We start from the raw sequence: 16,910 nt of genomic DNA on the forward strand, positions 1-16,910 counted from the left end.
TATTTCGTATGACAGGTTTTGAACGTGGCCGTCCGGCCGCGACGCGGACGCTTTTGCCTATGCTTGCCGTTGTCCTGCTTTCGGGCTGCGTTGTCGGCCCGGACTATGAGAAGCCGCTTCTGGCGATGCCGGCAGCATGGAGCGACCAGAAGTCGTCCAAATCGGCGAAGCCGCCGCAACTGTCGCAATGGTGGCAGCGCCTACGCGATCCCCAGTTGAACACGCTCATCGACGAGGCGGTTGCCGGCAATCTCGACGTCGCCACCGCCAAGGCCAAGATTCGCCAGGCGCGCGCCAGCTACCGCCAGAGCGCCGGGACCTTGTTCCCGACGGCCGACGGTTCCGGCTCGGCCACACGCAGCAAGACCGCCGCAACCACGGAAGGCGGGAGCGCCGGCGATGCCTACAGCTATTACCAGGCCGGCTTCGACGCCAGCTGGGAACTCGACCTGTTCGGCGCCAACCGCAGAGGCGTCGACGCTGCCCACTATGGGGTGGATGCCTCCGACCAGGAGCTGCGCTCGACGCTGCTGACCCTGGTCGGCGACGTTGCCTCCTATTATGCGCAGGCGCGCGGTTACCAGGCACGCATCCAGCTGGCACGGCGCACCGCTGCATCGCAGCAGCAGACCGCCGCACTCACCCGCACCATGCTGCTGGCCGGTACGGCGACAGCGGCCGACGTCGCCAAAGCCCAGGGACAGGCAAGTGCCACTGCGGCCGATGTTCCCTCGCTCGAGGCCAGTTACGCCCAAGCCGTACACCGGCTTTCCGTGCTCACCGGCCGCCCGCCGGCGGCGCTGAACGAGCGGCTGAAGCGCGGCGCGCCGATCCCGACGCCGCGCCTGCCGCTGCCGACCGGCATTCCGGCCGACATCCTGCTGACCCGGCCGGACGTGCGCATGGCCGAGCGGCAATATGCCCAATATACCGCCAAGGTCGGCCAGGCCGAGGCGGCCCGCTATCCCGCGATCAGCCTGACCGGCAATATCGACACCTCGGCTTTCAAGGTCGGCGACCTCGGCAAGAATTCCACCATCGGCTGGTCGTTCGGGCCGACGCTCAGCGTGCCGATCTTCAATGCCGGGCAGCTGAAGGCGGCGGCCGACGTCGCCGGGGCCGAGCGCGATCAGTATTTCATCGCCTACAAGACGTCCGTGCTGTCGGCGCTCGAAGATGTCGAAAACGCCATCGTCGCGCTGCGCCAGGAGCGCATCAGGAACAGCAAGCTCGCGGCTTCGGTGAAATCCTATGGCGAGGCGGCAAATCTCGAGCGCACGCTGTTCAAATCAGGGGAAGCCGGCCTTCTCGACGTGCTGGATGCCGAGCGTTCGCTCTATTCGGCCGAGGACGATCTGCTACAAAGCCGCATCGCCATCGCCACCGACTATGTCGCGCTCAACAAGGCGCTCGGCGGCGGCTGGGACGGCGCGATCGACAGTGCAAAGCCTGAAGTCGTCGACGCCAAGACCGGCCTGCGTCTGGTGTCGGCGCCCGCCACGCAGTGATGCCGGGGCCTATAGAAGGATGTTGTGCTGATGGTTTAGAAGCGGGTGCGCGTTTGGCGCTGTCCCGGAGCGGCATCGTCCGCTTTGAAATGCATCTCGTCCTGGACGGCTGCAAAAAACCGGCGGACGTCGTTGGCCGCCGAAGCAGCATCGCTGCCGGCGGCGATCGCCTTGTCGAGGAGTTCGCGCGCGGTGGCCTTCCAGAAGGAGTTGGCCGTATCGCCATGCAGCCTGCCCAGCCTGGCCGCCACATCGCGCACCAGCATGGTCTGCCGGTCTAGCGGAAAGGCGCGCACATTTGCTGAGGACATATTCTGCACCATGACACTGACGCAACGAATCAGACGCTGCTCTATGGCGTCATGCCTAACTGTGAAGTCGGAAACGGAACCTTAACGCCGCGGAGTCCGCGACGATCCGAGCGAGTCGGATGGTCAGCCTCCGGGTCAATAAAAGCTCTAGATCCGCAGGCCCCTCGCCTCGCCGCCGCTGCGCTTGGCCGTAATCATCATGTCCCTGGCCAGCAGGCCGCTGACCCGGCAGAACGCCATGAACGCACGGCAGGCGTCCTCGGTCTTGACGACATCCACCGTGGCGCCGAAGCAAGCGTTGAACGCCGCCTCATAGACCTTGCCCTGTCGCTTCTTTGGCCACTCATGCAGGACGTCCAGCGCCTGTTCGACGCTGTAAATCTCCTCTACCGGCAGCCCGGGCGCGGGCGCGATGCGCACCGGCACCTCGAATTGCAATCTGTCCATTTCCAAGTCTCCCGAACTGGTGTCGCCACAACGCCGTTCGTCGTCAAAAGTTGCTTTGACCTGATGTCGCGCAAGAATGTGTCGTCACTGGGGTCGCCGCGTCCGGGCGTTTAAAGCGCGCCCAGGCGCGCACTTTAACGCTTTGTTTTCTAAGCAATTCCCGATGGAAACCGCTGCACTCGTTCCTGGAGTTTGTTACTATTGGTTGGCCGGATCGGTCTTGGCCTCATAGGCCATGCGCACGGCTATGAAGAGCACATAAGCCGATGGCAAGGCGAATATCGCGGCAAGCACCAGTGCGGCAGTTCCCGCCATGCCGAGCGTCTCGGCGATCGCCCAGTAGACGGAGCCCCAAAAAGGAAAGGTTCGCGCAGGCGGACAAGGTCGGAAGACACTGCCTCGGGGCATGAATATCACCGACGCGAGCCCCTCGCCGCAGTTCTTCCTTGAACCTAGCGGCTTCCAATGCCAAATCTGGGAAGATTTTCGAACGGGCTGACCGGCATGGCCCGCTTACAGACAAAACGGACACCATGGTCACCTATCTCGACGCCGCCACCGCACCCCTCAGGAACACCGGCCAGATCCGCCTCTACGGCGAGGAAGGCTTTGCCGGCATGCGCAAGGCCTGCGACCTCACCGCGCGCTGCCTCGACGAGCTGGTGCCTATGGTCCAGCCGGGCGTCACCACCGAGACAATCGACCGTTTCGTTTTCGAATACGGCATGGATCATGGCGCGCTGCCGGCGACACTCAATTATCGCGGCTACACCAAATCGTCCTGCACCTCGATCAACCATGTCGTCTGCCACGGCATTCCCGACAACAAGCCGTTGAAGGATGGTGACATCGTCAACATCGATGTCACCTACATACTCGACGGCTGGCACGGCGATTCCTCGCGCATGTATCCGGTCGGCACCATCAAGCGCGCCGCCGAGCGCCTGCTCGAAGTCACCCATGAATGCCTGATGCGCGGCATCGCGGCGGTCCGGCCAGGTGCCCGTACCGGCGCCATCGGCGCTGCCATCCAGAGCTATGCCGAAGCCGAACGCTGCTCGGTGGTGCGCGATTTCTGCGGCCATGGCGTCGGCCAGCTGTTCCATGACGCACCCAACATCCTGCACTACGGCACATCGAGCGAAGGCGTCGAGATGCGGCCGGGTATGATCTTCACCATCGAGCCGATGATCAATCTCGGCCGGCCGCATGTGAAAGTGCTGTCGGACGGCTGGACGGCGGTGACGCGCGACCGCTCCTTGTCGGCGCAATACGAACACACGATCGGCGTTACCGACACGGGCTGCGAGATTTTCACGCTGTCGCCAAACAAGCTCGACCGCCCCGGCTTGCCGGCCTAGCGATCCAAATACGCAAACGGGCCGGCGACACAGCGCCGGCCCGTTTGTGTTTCTTGTTCTTGTGGTTAGCGACCTCAGCCGACAACAGCCGGGTGAAGCAGCTCTTCGAGGCCGATGTTGCGGTAGATCTCCCGGCGCATGCGATCGGCAACGCCGTTGACGATCTCCGCACCATCCTGAGACGGGTCGACATGGACGCGGAACGGCCGCTTGCCGAACGGCATGTCCACGACGCGAACGATCGCGCGCGCCACTTCCGACGGATCGGCATCGGCGGGCTCGAGGCTAGCCAGCCCCTTCAGCGCCCGATCGGCGATCCCGGCATAGGGTCCGGCTTCATATTCGGCAACGCGCGCCGCATCGGACGGCTTGCCCGAATGCGCAAAATGATTGGTGCCCTTGGTGAAGGCGCCGGGAACCATGATGATTGTTTCTATCCCCCACAAAGCGAGCTCGGTGGAGTAGGAAACGGCCAGCGCATCCATCGCCGCCTTGGCGGCGAAATAAGGAGCCAGGAAGGGCGGGGTGCCGCCGCGTGTCGAGGACGAGCCGACCCAGACCAGCAGGCCCTTGCCCTGCCCGCGCAGATGCGGAAGTGCCGCGCGATTGACTCGCTGAGCCCCCAGGACGTTGACGTCGTACTGCTGGATGAACTGGTCGGGGGTGAAGGCCTCGGCGGGACCGAACACCATGTGACCGGCATTGTGGACGATGACATCCAGCCTGCCCGCATCGGCAATAATGTGGGCGATGCCGGCCTCGGCTGAGGCGTCCGATTGCACGTCGAGTTCCGCGGTGCGCAGATCGGCCTTGTGCTCACTGGCCCAGGCGGCGACGGCAGCGACCTGGGGGGCATTGCGCCCTGTGGTCTCGCGCATCGTGGCGTAGACCGTGTGGCCGGCTTCGGCCAGCGACCTGGCGGTCATCAGGCCGAAGCCCGAGGACGCGCCGGTGACGAGGATGACGAACTTGGACATGACGATGTTCCTTGATTGAGGTTGCGTGTGCGGGCGGGCGGCAGGATCAGATGATCCCGCCATTGGCGCGCAATGTCTGGCCGTTGATCCAGGCGCCGTCCGGCCCGGCGAGGAAGGCTACGGCGTCGGCGATATCCTTGGGCTGGCCAAGGCGCTCGAGCGGGGCCAGTTTGGCCAGGCGATCGACGAGGTCCTGCGGCTTGCCGTCGAGGAACAGTTTCGTTGCCGTCGGCCCTGGCGCAATCGCGTTGACCGTGATGTTGCGGCCGCGCAGTTCCTTGGCGAGCACGCTGGTCATCGCCTCCACTGCAGCCTTGGTGGCGGCGTAGACGCCATAGGTCGGCTGCAGCAGGCCGACGACGCTGGACGAGAAATTCACGATCCGGCCGCCGTCGCGCAGACGCTTCGCCGCTTCGCGCAATGTGTTGAAGGTGCCCTTGAGATTGACGGCGATCGTGCGGTCGAACAGCGCGTCGTCGCTGTCGGCGATGGTGGCGAGGTTCATGATGCCGGCATTGTTGATCAGTACGTCGACGCCGCCGAAAGCGGTTTCGACCGTGTCGAACATGCGGGTCACCGCGACAGCGTCCGAAATGTCTGCCTTGGCCGTCACTGCCTTGCCTCCGGCCGCTTCGATCCTGGCGACGACCGCCTCTGCGGCAGCCGCGTTGCCGGCGTAGTTCACCACGACGGTGAAGCCGTCTCTGGCGAGGCGCTCGGCAACGGCGGCACCGATGCCGCCCGAGGCGCCGGTGACGAGGGCGATCTTGCCGGTCTGATTGGTCTGGTTGGTCATGGTCTGTCTCCTTGTTGGATGCCGTTGATCGGCTGCCTACAAGATGGCCCTTCCAGTGGTGCGGATAATCGGGCATAATCCGACATCATCATTCGAGAATTCGAACAATGGATCGCTTCGACGCCATGCGCGTCTTCATCCGCATCGTCGAGCGGCGCAGCTTCACCAAGGCCGCCGACGACCTGGGCCTGCCCCGCTCATCTGTCACCGACGCGGTAAAAGGTCTGGAGGCACGGCTTGGCGTGCGGCTTTTGCAGCGCACGACCCGTCAGGTCAGCCCGACACTGGACGGCGAAGCCTATTATCAGCGCTGCGTCAGCCTGGTTGCCGATCTGGAAGACGCCGAAGGCGCCTTTGTTGGCGCCAAACCGTCGGGCCTGGTCCGCGTCGACATGCATGGTACCCAGGCGCGGTATTTCCTGCTGCCCGGCCTGCCCCGCTTTCGTGAGCAGTATCCGGACATCCGGCTGCATATCAGCGAGATGCACCAGCCTCTGGATATGATCCGCGAAGGCTTCGACTGTCTCCTGCGCGCCGGCGAACTGGCCGACAGCCCGCTGATCAAGCGGCGTCTGGCGACGCTGGAAAGGGGCACCTTCGCCAGCCCCGACTATCTCAGCCGCTTCGGCACTCCGCAGACGCCCGACGACCTTGCGGGCCACGAAATGGTCGGCTTGATGTCGCCCGAAGCAGCCGAGATCATTCCGCTCGTCTTCAGCGTCGACGGCAAGCCCCGCCGGCTCACCTTGCCTGCCAATGTGACGGTGACCGGCCCCGAGACCAATGTTGCGTCCGCTTGCCTCGGTCTCGGGCTGATCCAGGTGCCACGCTACCGGGTCGTCTCGGAACTGGCCAGCGGCGCGCTGGTCGAGGTGCTCACAGGCTTTCCGCCGACACCGTTACCGGTTCACGTTCTTTATTCACCCACGCGTCAACTATCGCCGCGCCTGCGCGTATTCATCGACTGGATGGCACAGCAGTTTCGCAATCGAACCGCGCCGGCCGAATGAAGCGCCGGCGGCCCGATCGTTTCGGGCGGATGCCATGTCATGATAGCTGGATCGCTGGTTCATTCGGCAGGTCGACGGTAACGATCAGTCCGTTGGGCTGGTTGTCTTGCAGTTCGATCCTGCCGCCATGCCCCTGGATAATGTCCGCGACGATCGAGAGGCCCAGGCCAAAGCCATGTTTCGAAGCAACGCCGCGCGAGGCATCTTCCTTGAAGAAGGGCTCGAAAACCTGAGTGCGCGCCGTCATCGGAATGCCCGGCCCATCGTCACCAACCGCGATGCGTGCCGCTGAGCCGGTCTGTGTCAACGCGACCGTGACGTTGCCGGCAAATTTGACCCCATTGTCGCAGAGATTGGTGATCGCACGGGCCAGCGCATTGGGTTTGCACCAGCCCAGAAGCCGGTCCGGTCCCGAATATGATACCGAGAACCCTACATCGGAGAATTCCGCGCAGACAGTTTGCAGCACGCTGGCAATATCGGCGCGCTGCAGCTTCTCCGTCGAGACGTCGTTGCGCAGATAGGTCAAGGTCTCGCTGATCAGGTCTTCGATATGCTGAATGTCGGTCAGCATTGCCGTGCGAATGGAATTCTCGTCCATACGCTCGGCGCGAAGCCGCAGCCGCGTCAAGGGCGTGCGCAAATCGTGGCTGACGCTGCGCAACATGCGCGTGCGGTTCTCGATCATCGTCCTTATACGTGTTCTCATCCGGTTGAGAGCGCGCGTCAGGCCGATCATCTCGGTGGACCCGCGTTCGATGAAAAGCTCGTCGCCATTCTCGATCTCGGCCGAACCGACTGCCGTGGAGATGCGCTTCAGCGGGCCTGTGACGGTCCATACGGCAAAGAGCCAGATCAGCGTGGGCAAGGCAACGAAGGCCATGAACCTGTAGAACGAAGAACGGACGGTGCCTGATGTCAGAAAGGAATCGGGCATGCCGAAATGAGCCAGGACGCTCTGCTGGTCCAGGTCGACGACAAACGCGTATTGGCCGCCGATCCTCATCCAACGCCCATCAATCGAACCTTTTTCGATCCGCAGAAGCCAAGCGATACTTTGCCATTCCAGGTAGGACGTCGGGATAGCGCGGATCTGTTCCCTGGGGAGCATCTTGAAGTCAAAGCCGGCTCGCCTTGCCGCTGCCAGAATCACGCCGCGATCCTCCATCCGCGCCCCGCGCAGCAGAGTGGCGACAACATCAGTCTGTCTGGCGCTGTCTTCCACGGCCGGGAGATCGAAATAGTCTGTAAAACTCTCGACAGCCGAGCCGCTGGACAGGATCACGATCACCGCGACGACAATGATTGCCGCGAACTGCCCACGCACCGACTGCGGCAGGAAACGGCCGAGGAAATTCCTCATGCTTCCTCCACCGTCGCGGTGAAGATGTAACCTCCCAGCCGAACGGTCTTGAGCAGCACCGGATCGCGCGCATCCTTTTCGATCTTCTGGCGGATGCGGCTGACGTGGACGTCAACGCTCCGCTCGATCGGGCCGGCAAGCCCGGCATGCGTTACGCCGAGAAGCTCTTCGCGTGACAGAACACGGCCCGCATTGCGGCAAAATGCAAGCAGCAGGTCGAATTCATGCGTGGTGGTGGCAACCCTTGCATTGCTCGGGTCATGCAGTTGTCGGCGTATGGGATCGATGCGCCAGCCGTTGAAGCGAAGCACCCTCGATCGATCCCGCTCTTCGGGAGCATAGGCTGCGCGGCGCAGCAGAGCGCGTATCCGCGCGGTCAGTTCGCGCCCGCTGAACGGTTTTGTCACGTAATCGTCCGCACCGATCTCCAGCCCGAAGATACGGTCGATTTCTTCGCCAAGCGCGGTCAATATCAGGATCGGAATGTTGGTTTCGGCGCGAAGGCGGCGGCAGATGTTGAGGCCGCTTTCACCGGGCAGCATGACATCGAGAACAATGAGGTCGAACTTCTGGCTGCGAAGCGCGGCGTTCATCCGCACACCGTTGCCGACGATTTCCACGATCATGCCGTTTTCGGCAAGCGTGTCGCCCAGCATGCGCGCAATCTCGAAATCGTCTTCGACGATAAGGATGCGTGGGCCTTGCCTTGCCGCTTCGGTGTTCAAGTCGTCTTGCTGCCTTTGCCAGGCAAGCTCGGATTTTGTCATAGCCTGCATGTGCGCCTGCCTAGTGTCAGAACCGGTATCCGACCAGAAGCATCCCTGAGGGCTGAACCTTGTCGACGACGATCGGGCTGTCGGCGGCGTCACCCAGGAGAATGCCGACTCCCGCTTTGCCACGCACCATCCAGTTCGCATCGAGCATATATGTGGCGGAAATCGAAAAATCGGCGCGCTTCAACCCGGCCCCGGCATCATAACGCGCCAGCCCTGAGCGAGCCGATTGTTCCGGCGTGACGCCGAAATAGGCCTGCATGTAATTTTCATCGGCAAATACGGCGGATGCGCTGGCGCCGACGATCAACGATTCGGTCAGAGGTCGGCTAAGCTCGATCCCCACCTCGCCCTCCAAACCGTCACTGCCGCCGATGGTCTTGTCAACTTGGGCGAAGATCTCAGCCGGACCGAACTTCGCGGCCGCCTTCATGCCGACTTTCGCGCCCATATCGATATCGCCCAGGCCGCGAAGGCGATCGGCGTCGTCCTCCTTGCGGCCCATTTCAAAACCGAGCCGCGCGCTCAGTTCGAACGGCCCTTGTTCATAGACGGCGATGTTGGCGCCTGACGGATTGATCGTCACGATGTCGAGGAATGTCGCGGTGACGAAAGGCACCGGCATGACCTTGAACTCGTCGCTGCCCTCATATTTGGGGACGATGATGACGCCGCCGCCAAGGACGACGTGCCAATCGGCCAGCTTCTGCTCGAAGCGCCCAAATCGGGAAACGTCGGGCGGCGGGATGAAATCGTCGGAATTCACGGCGATGGCATCGGCTGCCATGCCCGAATGCGTTGAAAACAGGATTGCCATCGCCGCGACAGATGCCCTGCCGGCAAATAGTCCAGTCTCGATTTTAGCGAACATGCGTGCTCCAAGCATAAAAGGCGAAAGCCCCCGATGCTGTCAGCATTTCAGGTGAAGGTGGCTGCATGCATTAAGTGGTGTTAAGTTTTGTTGCGCAATCGTGGCTGCATCTTGCCGCCTCCACGATCTGCGTGACGAACTGTTTCAATCCACGCCAGAAAAGCTCTAATGTCTGCCTCGAAGGGATGTGGGCTGCATATGGCGAACAACGGCAATGACGACGAACGGGGGTTCTTCTCCGAGCGGTGGATTGAGCCGCCGGCGAAGGACAAGGCGCTAAAAGACAAATCAACCGAGAAGCCGCATTATCATGGCCATCGCGACCGCTTGCGCGAGCGATTTGTTGCCGGCGGTGGCGACGCCCTGCCCGACTACGAACTTCTCGAACTGCTGCTGTTTCGCCTGATCCCGCGCGTCGACACCAAGCCTATCGCCAAAGCCCTTTTGGCGCGTTTCGGCACGTTCGGCGAAGTGCTTGGCGCACCGGTGGCGCTGCTGCAGGAGGTCAAGGGCATCGGCCCCGCCGTCGCGGTCGACCTGAAGGTGATTGCCGCTACCGCGCAGCGCATGGCACGCACGGAAGTCCGCGACCGCGAGGTGCTGTCCAACTGGACGCAGCTTCTTGCCTATTGCCGCTCGGCCATGGCTTTCGAGAACCGCGAACAGTTCCGCATCCTGTTCCTCGACAAGAAGAACGTTCTGATCGCCGACGAGGTGCAGCAGGTCGGCACCGTCGACCACACGCCGGTCTATCCGCGCGAAGTGATCAAGCGCGCGCTGGAACTCTCGGCCAGCGCCGTCATCCTGGTGCACAACGATCCCGCTCGATACCCCACGGGCGTTCCTAATCATGCTTGAGCACTTTTCGATGTAAGTCCCCCAAAATGGTAGCCGCCATCGGCACCCACGGCATGCCGGTTGCGGAAATCAACCAGCCGTTCCTCCGCCGAGGTTTCCAACGCCTGAGGCAGCAACCCCCAGCCGCGCGGTTCCAGATCGCAATCAGTAGGCGGTCAGCGCCGTACGCGATCCGGGATCGGGCGGCCTTGTCGGAGGCGGCGTGTCGTGCAGCTTCGGTTTTGCCGGTGGTGGCGCCGGCTTCGGAATCGCTGCCCGGCACCACCGTGGCGCCTAGAATGGGACCAACGTTGTTCTTAAGGGTTCGGGGTCTCAAGGTGGGGCCTTTCCCGCCGGGTGTGCTCACCGAGATTTCCTTTTTCGGGGCGGCGTTGATCTTGGCGGCGCGGTCTCCCATCGCCTCGGCGTGTTCCTCGTCCGATGCGAGGCGTATGGCTTCGGCCGCGGACTCACGCGCTTGCTGCCAGGCCACCACCCATTCGCCCTCGATGCCGCAGCGCGAGGCATGCGGGAACAACGACGCGATCGCGGGGCCACCATATTCGCGCTTGGGCACGGCCTCGTCCCAGACATGCACTTCGAGCGGATCGTGCACGATCAACGCCTGAAGCTGGATCGGAATTTTCACGGCCGACAATTCCTCGTCCCTCGCCCGAACCGCAATCGGACCGGAGTGTACAAACAATGGAGTCTCCCGCAGCGCTTCCCAACTGGCCGGGCATGCGGATCACCGCGGAAAGGCACAGTCAGTCCCACGTCCCATCCTGCGGCCGCTGACGCTGCTGGCTGTCCCGTTCACCGCGCGCGGCGGAGGCGAATTTCCTCCATCCCGCGCGGTTCTCCGGCTTTGGCGAGTGCCCGCCCTCAAAGGATTTCAGATGATCACGACGCGAAGCTCCGAAGAACACCGCCATAGTAGTTTGGGAATTTAAGAGACATTCAACGACATCTGAAGAAGCCGTGAAAGTCGGTCGGCAAAGGCACGCGGATCATTTGGCTTGTCGCCGTCCAGCACTCGGGCTTGGTCAAGAAGCAGTAGCGTCGCATCTTCGCGCAGCGTTGCATCCTCGGTCTCGGCAGCGATCGCTTTCACGGTCGGATGATAGGGATTGATCTCAAGGACTGGCTTAGTTCCGGACTGGGGCCGCCCAGCACCCTGCAGGATCCGCTCCATGTGACGGTCATAGCCTTGCTCGGAGGCGACGAGACACGCCGCGCTCTCAGTCAATCGGTCCGAACTGCGCACATCGGAGACTTCGCCGGCGAGCTTCTCCTTGGCAAAGGCGATAAAGCCCTGCATTTCGGCCGAGGCGGCGCCGGTCGACGCGGCATCCCCTTCCGGCCTCGCGAACTTTGCCAGATCGGCGGCGCCCTGCGTAATCGACTTGAACGTCTTACCCTTGAAGTCCGGCGCATTGGTTACCCAGAAGCTGTCTACCGGATCCGTCAGCAGCAGAACCTCGATGCCGCGTGCGCGAAACCCTTCGAGCTGCGGCGATGTCTTCAGCTGCTCAAGATTGCCGCCGACCAAGAAGTAGATCGCGTCCTGGCTATCCTTGGCATCCTTGACGTAGTCGGCAAGCGAACGATGCCCCCCGCCCGAAGCGGTGGTGCGGAACCGTGCTAGCGCCGTCAACTGCGCCCGACGCTCGAAATCTTCGCAGATGCCTTCCTTGATGACGCTGCCGAAATTGTCCCACAGTTTGTGGAAGGCACCGGCGCCATTTTCGGCCAGCTTTTCCAGCTCCTTGACGATCCTGCCTGTAACACCCTTGCGGATTGCCGCCAAGATCGGACTGTCTTGGATCATCTCACGCGAGAGATTGAGCGGCAGGTCGGCAGTCTCCACCAGTCCCCTCACGAACCGCAGATAGCGCGGCAGAAGGTCGGCATCGTCGGTGATGAAGACGCGCTTCACATATAGCTTCATACGGCCCTTGCGATCTGGATCGGAAAGGTCAAATGGCTGCGAGCCAGGGATGAAGGCAAGGACCGTGTATTCGTACCGGCCTTCGGCGCGAAAATGCACGGTCAGCGCCGGATCGTCGTACTGGCCGGACACGCTTCGGTAGAAGTCGGTATACTGCTCGGTCGTAATATCAATCTTGGCCTTCGTCCACAGCGCTGTGCCGTCGGTCAATTCGGACGGCTCCGCGCCCGCCTTCTCAATGATGGTGATCGGCACCGGCACATGGCCAGAATGCTCCTTGACGATATGCTCCAGGGTCGAGCGCGACGTATAACTTTTGGCATCCTCCATCAGGTGCAAGGTGATGCGGGTGCCGCGAGCGGGCGCCTCCGTTAGATCGACAGGTGCGATGGTGTAGCTGCCCTTGCCGTCCGACGACCAGAGCCAAGCCTCGTCCGATCCGGCGCGGCGTGAGATGACATCGACACGGTCGGCAACCATGAAGCTGGAATAGAAGCCGACGCCGAACTGGCCGATCAACTGCGTTCCCTCCCCTGCCTTCCTTGCTTCGACGCGCTCCATGAAGGCTCGCGTGCCCGAGCGCGCGATGGTGCCTAGCGCCTCGATCATCTCGTCACGGCCCATGCCGAAGCCATTGTCCTCGACAACGAGCCGGCGATCGTCCTCGTCCGGCAACAGGACGATACGGCCGGACGGATCTTGTGCTAGCAGATCGGGAGCCGCGATCGCCTCGAAGCGCAATCGCTCGGAGGCATCGGAGGCGTTGGAGATCAGTTCGCGGAGAAAGACACTCTTGTCGGAATAGACTGAATGGACCATCATGTGCAATAAGCGGGCAACGTCAGCCTCGAAGACGTGCCTCTCGGCTAGCTTTTCTGCAGTTGTCGTCGTCATGCACAATTCCTCATCCAAGGCGAAACTCGACCACGAGATCGCAAGGGCCAAGAAGAATTTCAAGACCTCACATGTGGCATCTTAAGCGTCGATGAAGCGCGCGTCGCCCACCTATATCCCACCAAGTTCGATTATCGTGCAACTCGAGAACGCAGACCTCGATTTCTTCTGCGATCGGTGCCTGGCGGCGCAATCCCCATTGGCTGCAGTCACGCTCTGTTGACGCCGTGTCCGCGTACTGGATACGACGCGGCGGACGACAGACTGCTGAGCAGCGATCCTGCCCAACCGTGGAACATCGCAATTGAACCACACAACCTCAAACTCAGCGGTGCGATACCGCCTACGGCCGACCCTCACGAGCATACCCTCCTTTGCACATCCGGGACGGGTAGCACTGGAGGACTCCGGCGTTCATCAGATCACGTGTACGCGAACGCCCCGTTTCAGAGCGAGAGCCATCACTGACGGCGGCACAGGCCGGCCGCGGCCTCAATGTCTATCCCGCTAGCGTTGGACGCTTCCTCCTTCGGGAGGGGATGAGCACTAAAAAACCGTTCTGCCGGCCGAACAGTTCAGGCCGAAGCTTAGGCGCCGCGGCGCGCATTGGACCCGCTATCAGAGGCGCATTGACCCAACATGCCTAGTCTTCATTGATGAGGCCTGGGTCAAGACCAACATGGCGCCCCTGCGTGACTGGGGCGAGCGCGTCAGGCGCCTTGTCGCCCACTCGCCCTGCTATCTCGCCGGCGCGCTGAACATCCCGGTCCAACATCACCATCGCGCCGTCCAAATGCCAGGAACGCTTCAAGTCTGGCAGTCCATGCGCCGCAACTGGATCTCGAACCGCGTCTTCATATTCTGCGAAAATACGCTCGATCATTGCTGCTATGCTTGGAACACCCTCATCGACCCGCCCCGACCGATCATCTCCCTGGGAATGCACGAGTGGGCATGGGTTTTAATCCAATCAGGGCTGTAGGTATGTCGTCACGCCGATCAAGTGCGACGCGCTTCAGGAGGAAGCGGCGTTTCTCAGACTGAGGGGCCGCAGGTCGGTCCAGACCTTCGCGATATGTGCAAGGCAATCGCTCTTCTTTCCGAGATAGCCGGCGTCCTTCCAACCGGTCGGCAAATCGCGGTCGACCGGCCATATCGAGTATTGCTCCTCGACGTTCACCACAACGCGGTATTCGATATCATCCCTCATGGTCGAAGCTCCTTTGCAAGGCACCGCCTATGGCTCGCAAGAGAGCGGCGCGCTGAGAATTGAGGTAGAAGTGATCACCCGGAAATAGCTGCAGCCGGAAGTGCCCGGTCGTAAGGCGCGCCCATCCGGCAAGCTCGTCGCGGCGGGCTTCCACGTCGTCAAGTCCTCCAAACACTGCGATCGGGACGGCCAGCGGCGGGCCGCCGGAAAAACTGTAGCTTTCGTAAAGTTCGATGTCCGCCCGGAGCCTCGGAAGAACAAGCGACATCATCTCGGCGTCGGCGAGCACCTCCGGCGGCGTGCCGCCGAAGCGCCGTACCTCGGCGAGAAAGTCATCATCCGCCAGAAGGTGAATGCGATTGGCGGCGCGTCGCGGCTTCGGCGCGCCGCACCCAGAGAGGAACAGCGTGACCGGGGCCGGCAAGCGGCGATCGCGAAGGGTACGGGCGATCTCGAACGCGAGCAGCGCCCCCAGGCTGTGCCCAAACAAGGCGAAGGGCTCACCCAGCAGCGGCATCATCGCTTCGACGATCTGCGCCGACAGTCGCCCGGCCGATGTCACGGCCGGCTCCGCGATGCGGCCTTCGCGACCCGGCAACTGGACGGCCCAGAGATTGACAAACGGCGGCAGGGCACGGCTCCACGGGAAATAGGCCGAGGCGCAGCCGCCAGCGTGAGGCAGACAGAAAAGGTTGACGCCGCCCTCGCGCGACGTAGCCCTAAAGCGGTGGAACCATTCACTCATGAAGCACCTCCATCGCCAGTTCGCGGTCGGGAGCCACGGGCGCGGCGACCGCTTGGCCGAGCAGGGCTGCCAGGCGCTCCAGCAGCCGCTCGATGGTCGCACGCTGAAACAGTCCCGGCCGGTACTTCAGGTGGAGGCGGATTCCATCGGACTCGTCCGAAGCCATAAGCACGAGATCGAAGGAATTGGGCGTCAACGCCGGATCCCAGTCCTCCGCGCCTTCGTGAAACGGGACGATCCGCAGACCACCGAGATCGAGCGGCGGCGGAGCGTCCTGTAAGACGCACATCACACGGAAGATCTGCTCGCGCCGCACGCCGCGCACGCGCTGAAGAACACGGGCGAGCAGGCCGAACGGAACCTCCTGGCGGGCGTAGGCTTCCAGAGCCACGCGACGCACGCGCCGCATCAGCTCAATGAAACTCAGGCCCTCATCGACGCAAAAGCGCATGACGATGACATTGATCAACATCCCGACGAGTTGATCGGCGCCCGGACGCTCGCGATTGGCCACCAGCGCGCCGATGCGCTGATCGGATTCTCCCGTCAATTCGTAAAGAAGACGACTGAACGCCGTCAGCAGCGTCATGAACAAGGTGCATCGCTCGCGCCGAGCCAGCGCGCGAAGCGCATCCGACAGTTCGGCAGACAGCGTCAGCTGGCAGGCCCCGACGCGCAAGTCTCCAGCGTCGGCTCGCGGGTGATCCAGAGGCAGTTCAAGCGGCCGGAGCGGCCCGGCCAGCTGGTCGAGCCAATAGGCCAATTGACCGCCCCAGTCCTCGCCTAGCAGGGAGTCGCGCTGCCAGCGGGCGAAGTCTGAAAAGCTGAACGGCAGTTCCGGCAGCTCAGGGCGGCGGCCGGCAAGGCGCGCTTGATAGGCTTCGCCGAGATCGCGAACGAGCACCGCGATCGACCAGCCGTCCGCAGCGATGTGATGAAGCGTTAGCGCCAGCGCATGATCGTCGTCCCCGAGCCGCATGAGCCGCGCGCGCAAGAACGGTGGCCGCTCGAGCGGGAACGGCCGGCGCGTCTCGCGCTCGGCGATTTCGCGGACGGTGGCCTCGCGCTGTACCGGCGCCAGCGCGGCAAGGTCGTCGAACGCCAGCTCGAACGGCCCGGCTTCGACCAGACGTATGACAGGCTCGCCACCCTCGAACAGCAGGGCCGAACGCAGCGGCTCGTGACGGTACAGAACGTCGTCGAAAGCGGCGCGCAGGGCTTCGGCGCCAAGCGGTCCCCTCAGCCGTACGACCATGGGAATGACGAAGGCGCCGGGCTCGTCGATGGCTTGTGCCACCGTCCAGAGTTCGAGCTGGGCCAAGGTCATCGGCGCGTCTTCGCCCGGCTTGCCCCGGGCAATGACGGCGGAATGGTCGCCGCGCACGGCGACCGCGAGGGTCTCCGCCAGACCCGCGACGGTGGGCGCCTCGAAAAACTTCCGCACCGACGTCTGCACTGAGAAAACTTCACGCACGCGCGCGAGCAATTGAAGGGCCAACAGCGAGTGGCCGCCGAGCGCGAAGAAATCGTCGTCGGGAGCGACGTCGCAGTGCAGCAGGTCGCGCCAGATCGAGATCAGGAGTTCTTGGGTCGGCAGAATTCCCAGGGGCGCCCGGCTCGGCTCGGGGGTCGGGGTCGGCAGCGCCCGGCGGTCGATCTTGCCGTTGGCCGTGCGCGGCAGTTCAGCAAGCGTGACCACCGCCGAGGGCGTCAGCCAATCGGGAAGCCGCCGGCGCAGCCGCTCGCGCAAATCCGGCCCCGAAAGGCCCTCCCCCACCACATAGGCCACAAGCCGCTTGGCCCCGCCCTCGCCCTGTGCCAGAACCACCGCCTGCCGCACCCCCGGCTCGGCCAGA

At 62.9% G+C, this 16,910-nt stretch carries 17 protein-coding genes; 4 read left to right on the forward strand and 13 right to left on the reverse strand.

What is annotated here, in order from left to right:
• Nucleotides 1-8 precede the first annotated feature (8 nt).
• Entirely contained in the window at nt 9-1,508 is a 1,500-nt protein-coding gene (locus AC1DXM_RS29070) for an efflux transporter outer membrane subunit (protein WP_477238561.1), read from the forward strand.
• A gap of 35 nt (nt 1,509-1,543) precedes the next feature.
• Here AC1DXM_RS29070 and AC1DXM_RS29075 read toward each other — a convergent pair whose 3' ends face one another.
• Both AC1DXM_RS29075 and AC1DXM_RS29080 read right to left on the reverse strand, forming a co-directional pair.
• Nucleotides 1,544-1,819: a DUF6074 family protein gene (locus AC1DXM_RS29075; protein WP_477238563.1), complete on the reverse strand. Its 276-nt coding sequence runs from the start codon at nt 1,817-1,819 to the stop codon at nt 1,544-1,546.
• A 147-nt stretch (nt 1,820-1,966) separates the two neighbouring features.
• The gene (locus tag AC1DXM_RS29080; protein ID WP_192257237.1) at nt 1,967-2,266 is read right to left on the reverse strand and encodes a DUF982 domain-containing protein; all 300 of its coding nucleotides are present in this window, start codon (nt 2,264-2,266) and stop codon (nt 1,967-1,969) included.
• Between the two features lie 533 nt (nt 2,267-2,799).
• Here AC1DXM_RS29080 and map point away from each other — a divergent pair.
• Nucleotides 2,800-3,627 carry a type I methionyl aminopeptidase gene (gene map / locus AC1DXM_RS29085; RefSeq protein ID WP_477238565.1) on the forward strand — a complete coding sequence of 276 codons (828 nt, stop codon included), beginning with the start codon at nt 2,800-2,802 and terminating at the stop codon, nt 3,625-3,627.
• Between the two features lie 74 nt (nt 3,628-3,701).
• On the opposite strand, the gene AC1DXM_RS29090 is transcribed toward map, so the two are convergent.
• Together AC1DXM_RS29090 and AC1DXM_RS29095 are read right to left on the reverse strand one after the other, a co-directional pair.
• Nucleotides 3,702-4,604: an SDR family oxidoreductase gene (locus tag AC1DXM_RS29090; protein WP_477238567.1), complete on the reverse strand. Its 903-nt coding sequence runs from the start codon at nt 4,602-4,604 to the stop codon at nt 3,702-3,704.
• A gap of 46 nt (nt 4,605-4,650) precedes the next feature.
• On the reverse strand, nt 4,651-5,400 hold the full coding sequence (locus AC1DXM_RS29095; RefSeq protein ID WP_477238569.1) for an SDR family oxidoreductase: 750 nt from the start codon (nt 5,398-5,400) through the stop codon (nt 4,651-4,653).
• A 107-nt stretch (nt 5,401-5,507) separates the two neighbouring features.
• Between AC1DXM_RS29095 and AC1DXM_RS29100 the strand changes: the two genes are divergently transcribed.
• A complete protein-coding gene (locus tag AC1DXM_RS29100) occupies nt 5,508-6,410 on the forward strand; it encodes a LysR family transcriptional regulator (RefSeq protein WP_477238571.1) in 903 nt (300 codons plus the stop codon).
• Between the two features lie 37 nt (nt 6,411-6,447).
• On the opposite strand, the gene AC1DXM_RS29105 is transcribed toward AC1DXM_RS29100, so the two are convergent.
• From AC1DXM_RS29105 to AC1DXM_RS29115, 3 genes are read right to left on the reverse strand one after another with little or no spacing between them, the layout of a single operon-like run.
• A complete protein-coding gene (locus AC1DXM_RS29105; protein ID WP_477238573.1) occupies nt 6,448-7,773 on the reverse strand; it encodes an ATP-binding protein in 1,326 nt (441 codons plus the stop codon).
• Nucleotides 7,770-8,540: a response regulator transcription factor gene (locus AC1DXM_RS29110; RefSeq protein ID WP_477238595.1), complete on the reverse strand. Its 771-nt coding sequence runs from the start codon at nt 8,538-8,540 to the stop codon at nt 7,770-7,772. The genes AC1DXM_RS29105 and AC1DXM_RS29110 overlap by 4 nt, the downstream gene beginning before the upstream one ends.
• Nucleotides 8,541-8,565: 25 nt before the next feature.
• Nucleotides 8,566-9,417 carry a MipA/OmpV family protein gene (locus tag AC1DXM_RS29115; RefSeq protein WP_477238575.1) on the reverse strand — a complete coding sequence of 284 codons (852 nt, stop codon included), beginning with the start codon at nt 9,415-9,417 and terminating at the stop codon, nt 8,566-8,568.
• Nucleotides 9,418-9,615: 198 nt separating this feature from the next.
• Here AC1DXM_RS29115 and AC1DXM_RS29120 point away from each other — a divergent pair, with 198 nt between their 5' ends.
• Nucleotides 9,616-10,275, forward strand: coding sequence for a JAB domain-containing protein (locus AC1DXM_RS29120; protein WP_477238597.1), 660 nt, complete (start codon nt 9,616-9,618; stop codon nt 10,273-10,275).
• Here the strand turns inward: AC1DXM_RS29120 and AC1DXM_RS29125 are convergent.
• The 6 genes from AC1DXM_RS29125 to AC1DXM_RS29150 form a co-directional block, all read right to left on the reverse strand.
• Entirely contained in the window at nt 10,262-10,903 is a 642-nt protein-coding gene (locus AC1DXM_RS29125; protein ID WP_477238577.1) for a hypothetical protein, read from the reverse strand. The two genes, AC1DXM_RS29120 and AC1DXM_RS29125, sit on opposite strands and share 14 nt — an antisense overlap.
• A 300-nt stretch (nt 10,904-11,203) precedes the next feature.
• Entirely contained in the window at nt 11,204-13,099 is a 1,896-nt protein-coding gene (gene htpG, locus AC1DXM_RS29130; RefSeq protein ID WP_477238579.1) for a molecular chaperone HtpG, read from the reverse strand.
• A gap of 643 nt (nt 13,100-13,742) precedes the next feature.
• A complete protein-coding gene (locus tag AC1DXM_RS29135; RefSeq protein ID WP_477238581.1) occupies nt 13,743-13,982 on the reverse strand; it encodes a hypothetical protein in 240 nt (79 codons plus the stop codon).
• Between the two features lie 132 nt (nt 13,983-14,114).
• Nucleotides 14,115-14,309, reverse strand: coding sequence for an MbtH family protein (locus AC1DXM_RS29140; RefSeq protein WP_477238583.1), 195 nt, complete (start codon nt 14,307-14,309; stop codon nt 14,115-14,117).
• Nucleotides 14,299-15,054, reverse strand: a complete 756-nt coding sequence (locus AC1DXM_RS29145; protein WP_477238585.1) for a thioesterase II family protein — start codon at nt 15,052-15,054, stop codon at nt 14,299-14,301. The genes AC1DXM_RS29140 and AC1DXM_RS29145 overlap by 11 nt, the downstream gene beginning before the upstream one ends.
• Nucleotides 15,047-16,910, reverse strand: a 1,864-nt coding sequence (locus AC1DXM_RS29150) for a condensation domain-containing protein (protein WP_477238587.1), incomplete at its 5' end; no start/stop codon positions are given. The genes AC1DXM_RS29145 and AC1DXM_RS29150, both read right to left, overlap by 8 nt.

The sequence above is a fragment of the Mesorhizobium sp. P3_A2 genome (assembly GCF_056403115.1).

Excerpts from the sequence above, each read along its gene's own strand:
- AC1DXM_RS29105 (WP_477238573.1), bottom strand. The coding sequence starts at position 7,773 with ATGAGGAATTTCCTCGGCCGTTTCCTGCCGCAGTCGGTGCGTGGGCAG.
- AC1DXM_RS29135 (WP_477238581.1), bottom strand. The coding sequence starts at position 13,982 with ATGATCGAGCGTATTTTCGCAGAATATGAAGACGCGGTTCGAGATCCA.
- AC1DXM_RS29090 (WP_477238567.1), bottom strand. The coding sequence starts at position 4,604 with ATGTCCAAGTTCGTCATCCTCGTCACCGGCGCGTCCTCGGGCTTCGGC.
- AC1DXM_RS29145 (WP_477238585.1), bottom strand. The coding sequence starts at position 15,054 with ATGAGTGAATGGTTCCACCGCTTTAGGGCTACGTCGCGCGAGGGCGGC.
- AC1DXM_RS29075 (WP_477238563.1), bottom strand. The coding sequence starts at position 1,819 with ATGTCCTCAGCAAATGTGCGCGCCTTTCCGCTAGACCGGCAGACCATG.
- AC1DXM_RS29095 (WP_477238569.1), bottom strand. The coding sequence starts at position 5,400 with ATGACCAACCAGACCAATCAGACCGGCAAGATCGCCCTCGTCACCGGC.
- AC1DXM_RS29070 (WP_477238561.1), top strand. The coding sequence starts at position 9 with ATGACAGGTTTTGAACGTGGCCGTCCGGCCGCGACGCGGACGCTTTTG.
- htpG (WP_477238579.1), bottom strand. The coding sequence starts at position 13,099 with ATGACGACGACAACTGCAGAAAAGCTAGCCGAGAGGCACGTCTTCGAG.
- AC1DXM_RS29120 (WP_477238597.1), top strand. The coding sequence starts at position 9,616 with ATGGCGAACAACGGCAATGACGACGAACGGGGGTTCTTCTCCGAGCGG.
- AC1DXM_RS29115 (WP_477238575.1), bottom strand. The coding sequence starts at position 9,417 with ATGTTCGCTAAAATCGAGACTGGACTATTTGCCGGCAGGGCATCTGTC.
- AC1DXM_RS29080 (WP_192257237.1), bottom strand. The coding sequence starts at position 2,266 with ATGGACAGATTGCAATTCGAGGTGCCGGTGCGCATCGCGCCCGCGCCC.
- AC1DXM_RS29100 (WP_477238571.1), top strand. The coding sequence starts at position 5,508 with ATGGATCGCTTCGACGCCATGCGCGTCTTCATCCGCATCGTCGAGCGG.
- map (WP_477238565.1), top strand. The coding sequence starts at position 2,800 with ATGGTCACCTATCTCGACGCCGCCACCGCACCCCTCAGGAACACCGGC.
- AC1DXM_RS29140 (WP_477238583.1), bottom strand. The coding sequence starts at position 14,309 with ATGAGGGATGATATCGAATACCGCGTTGTGGTGAACGTCGAGGAGCAA.
- AC1DXM_RS29110 (WP_477238595.1), bottom strand. The coding sequence starts at position 8,540 with ATGACAAAATCCGAGCTTGCCTGGCAAAGGCAGCAAGACGACTTGAAC.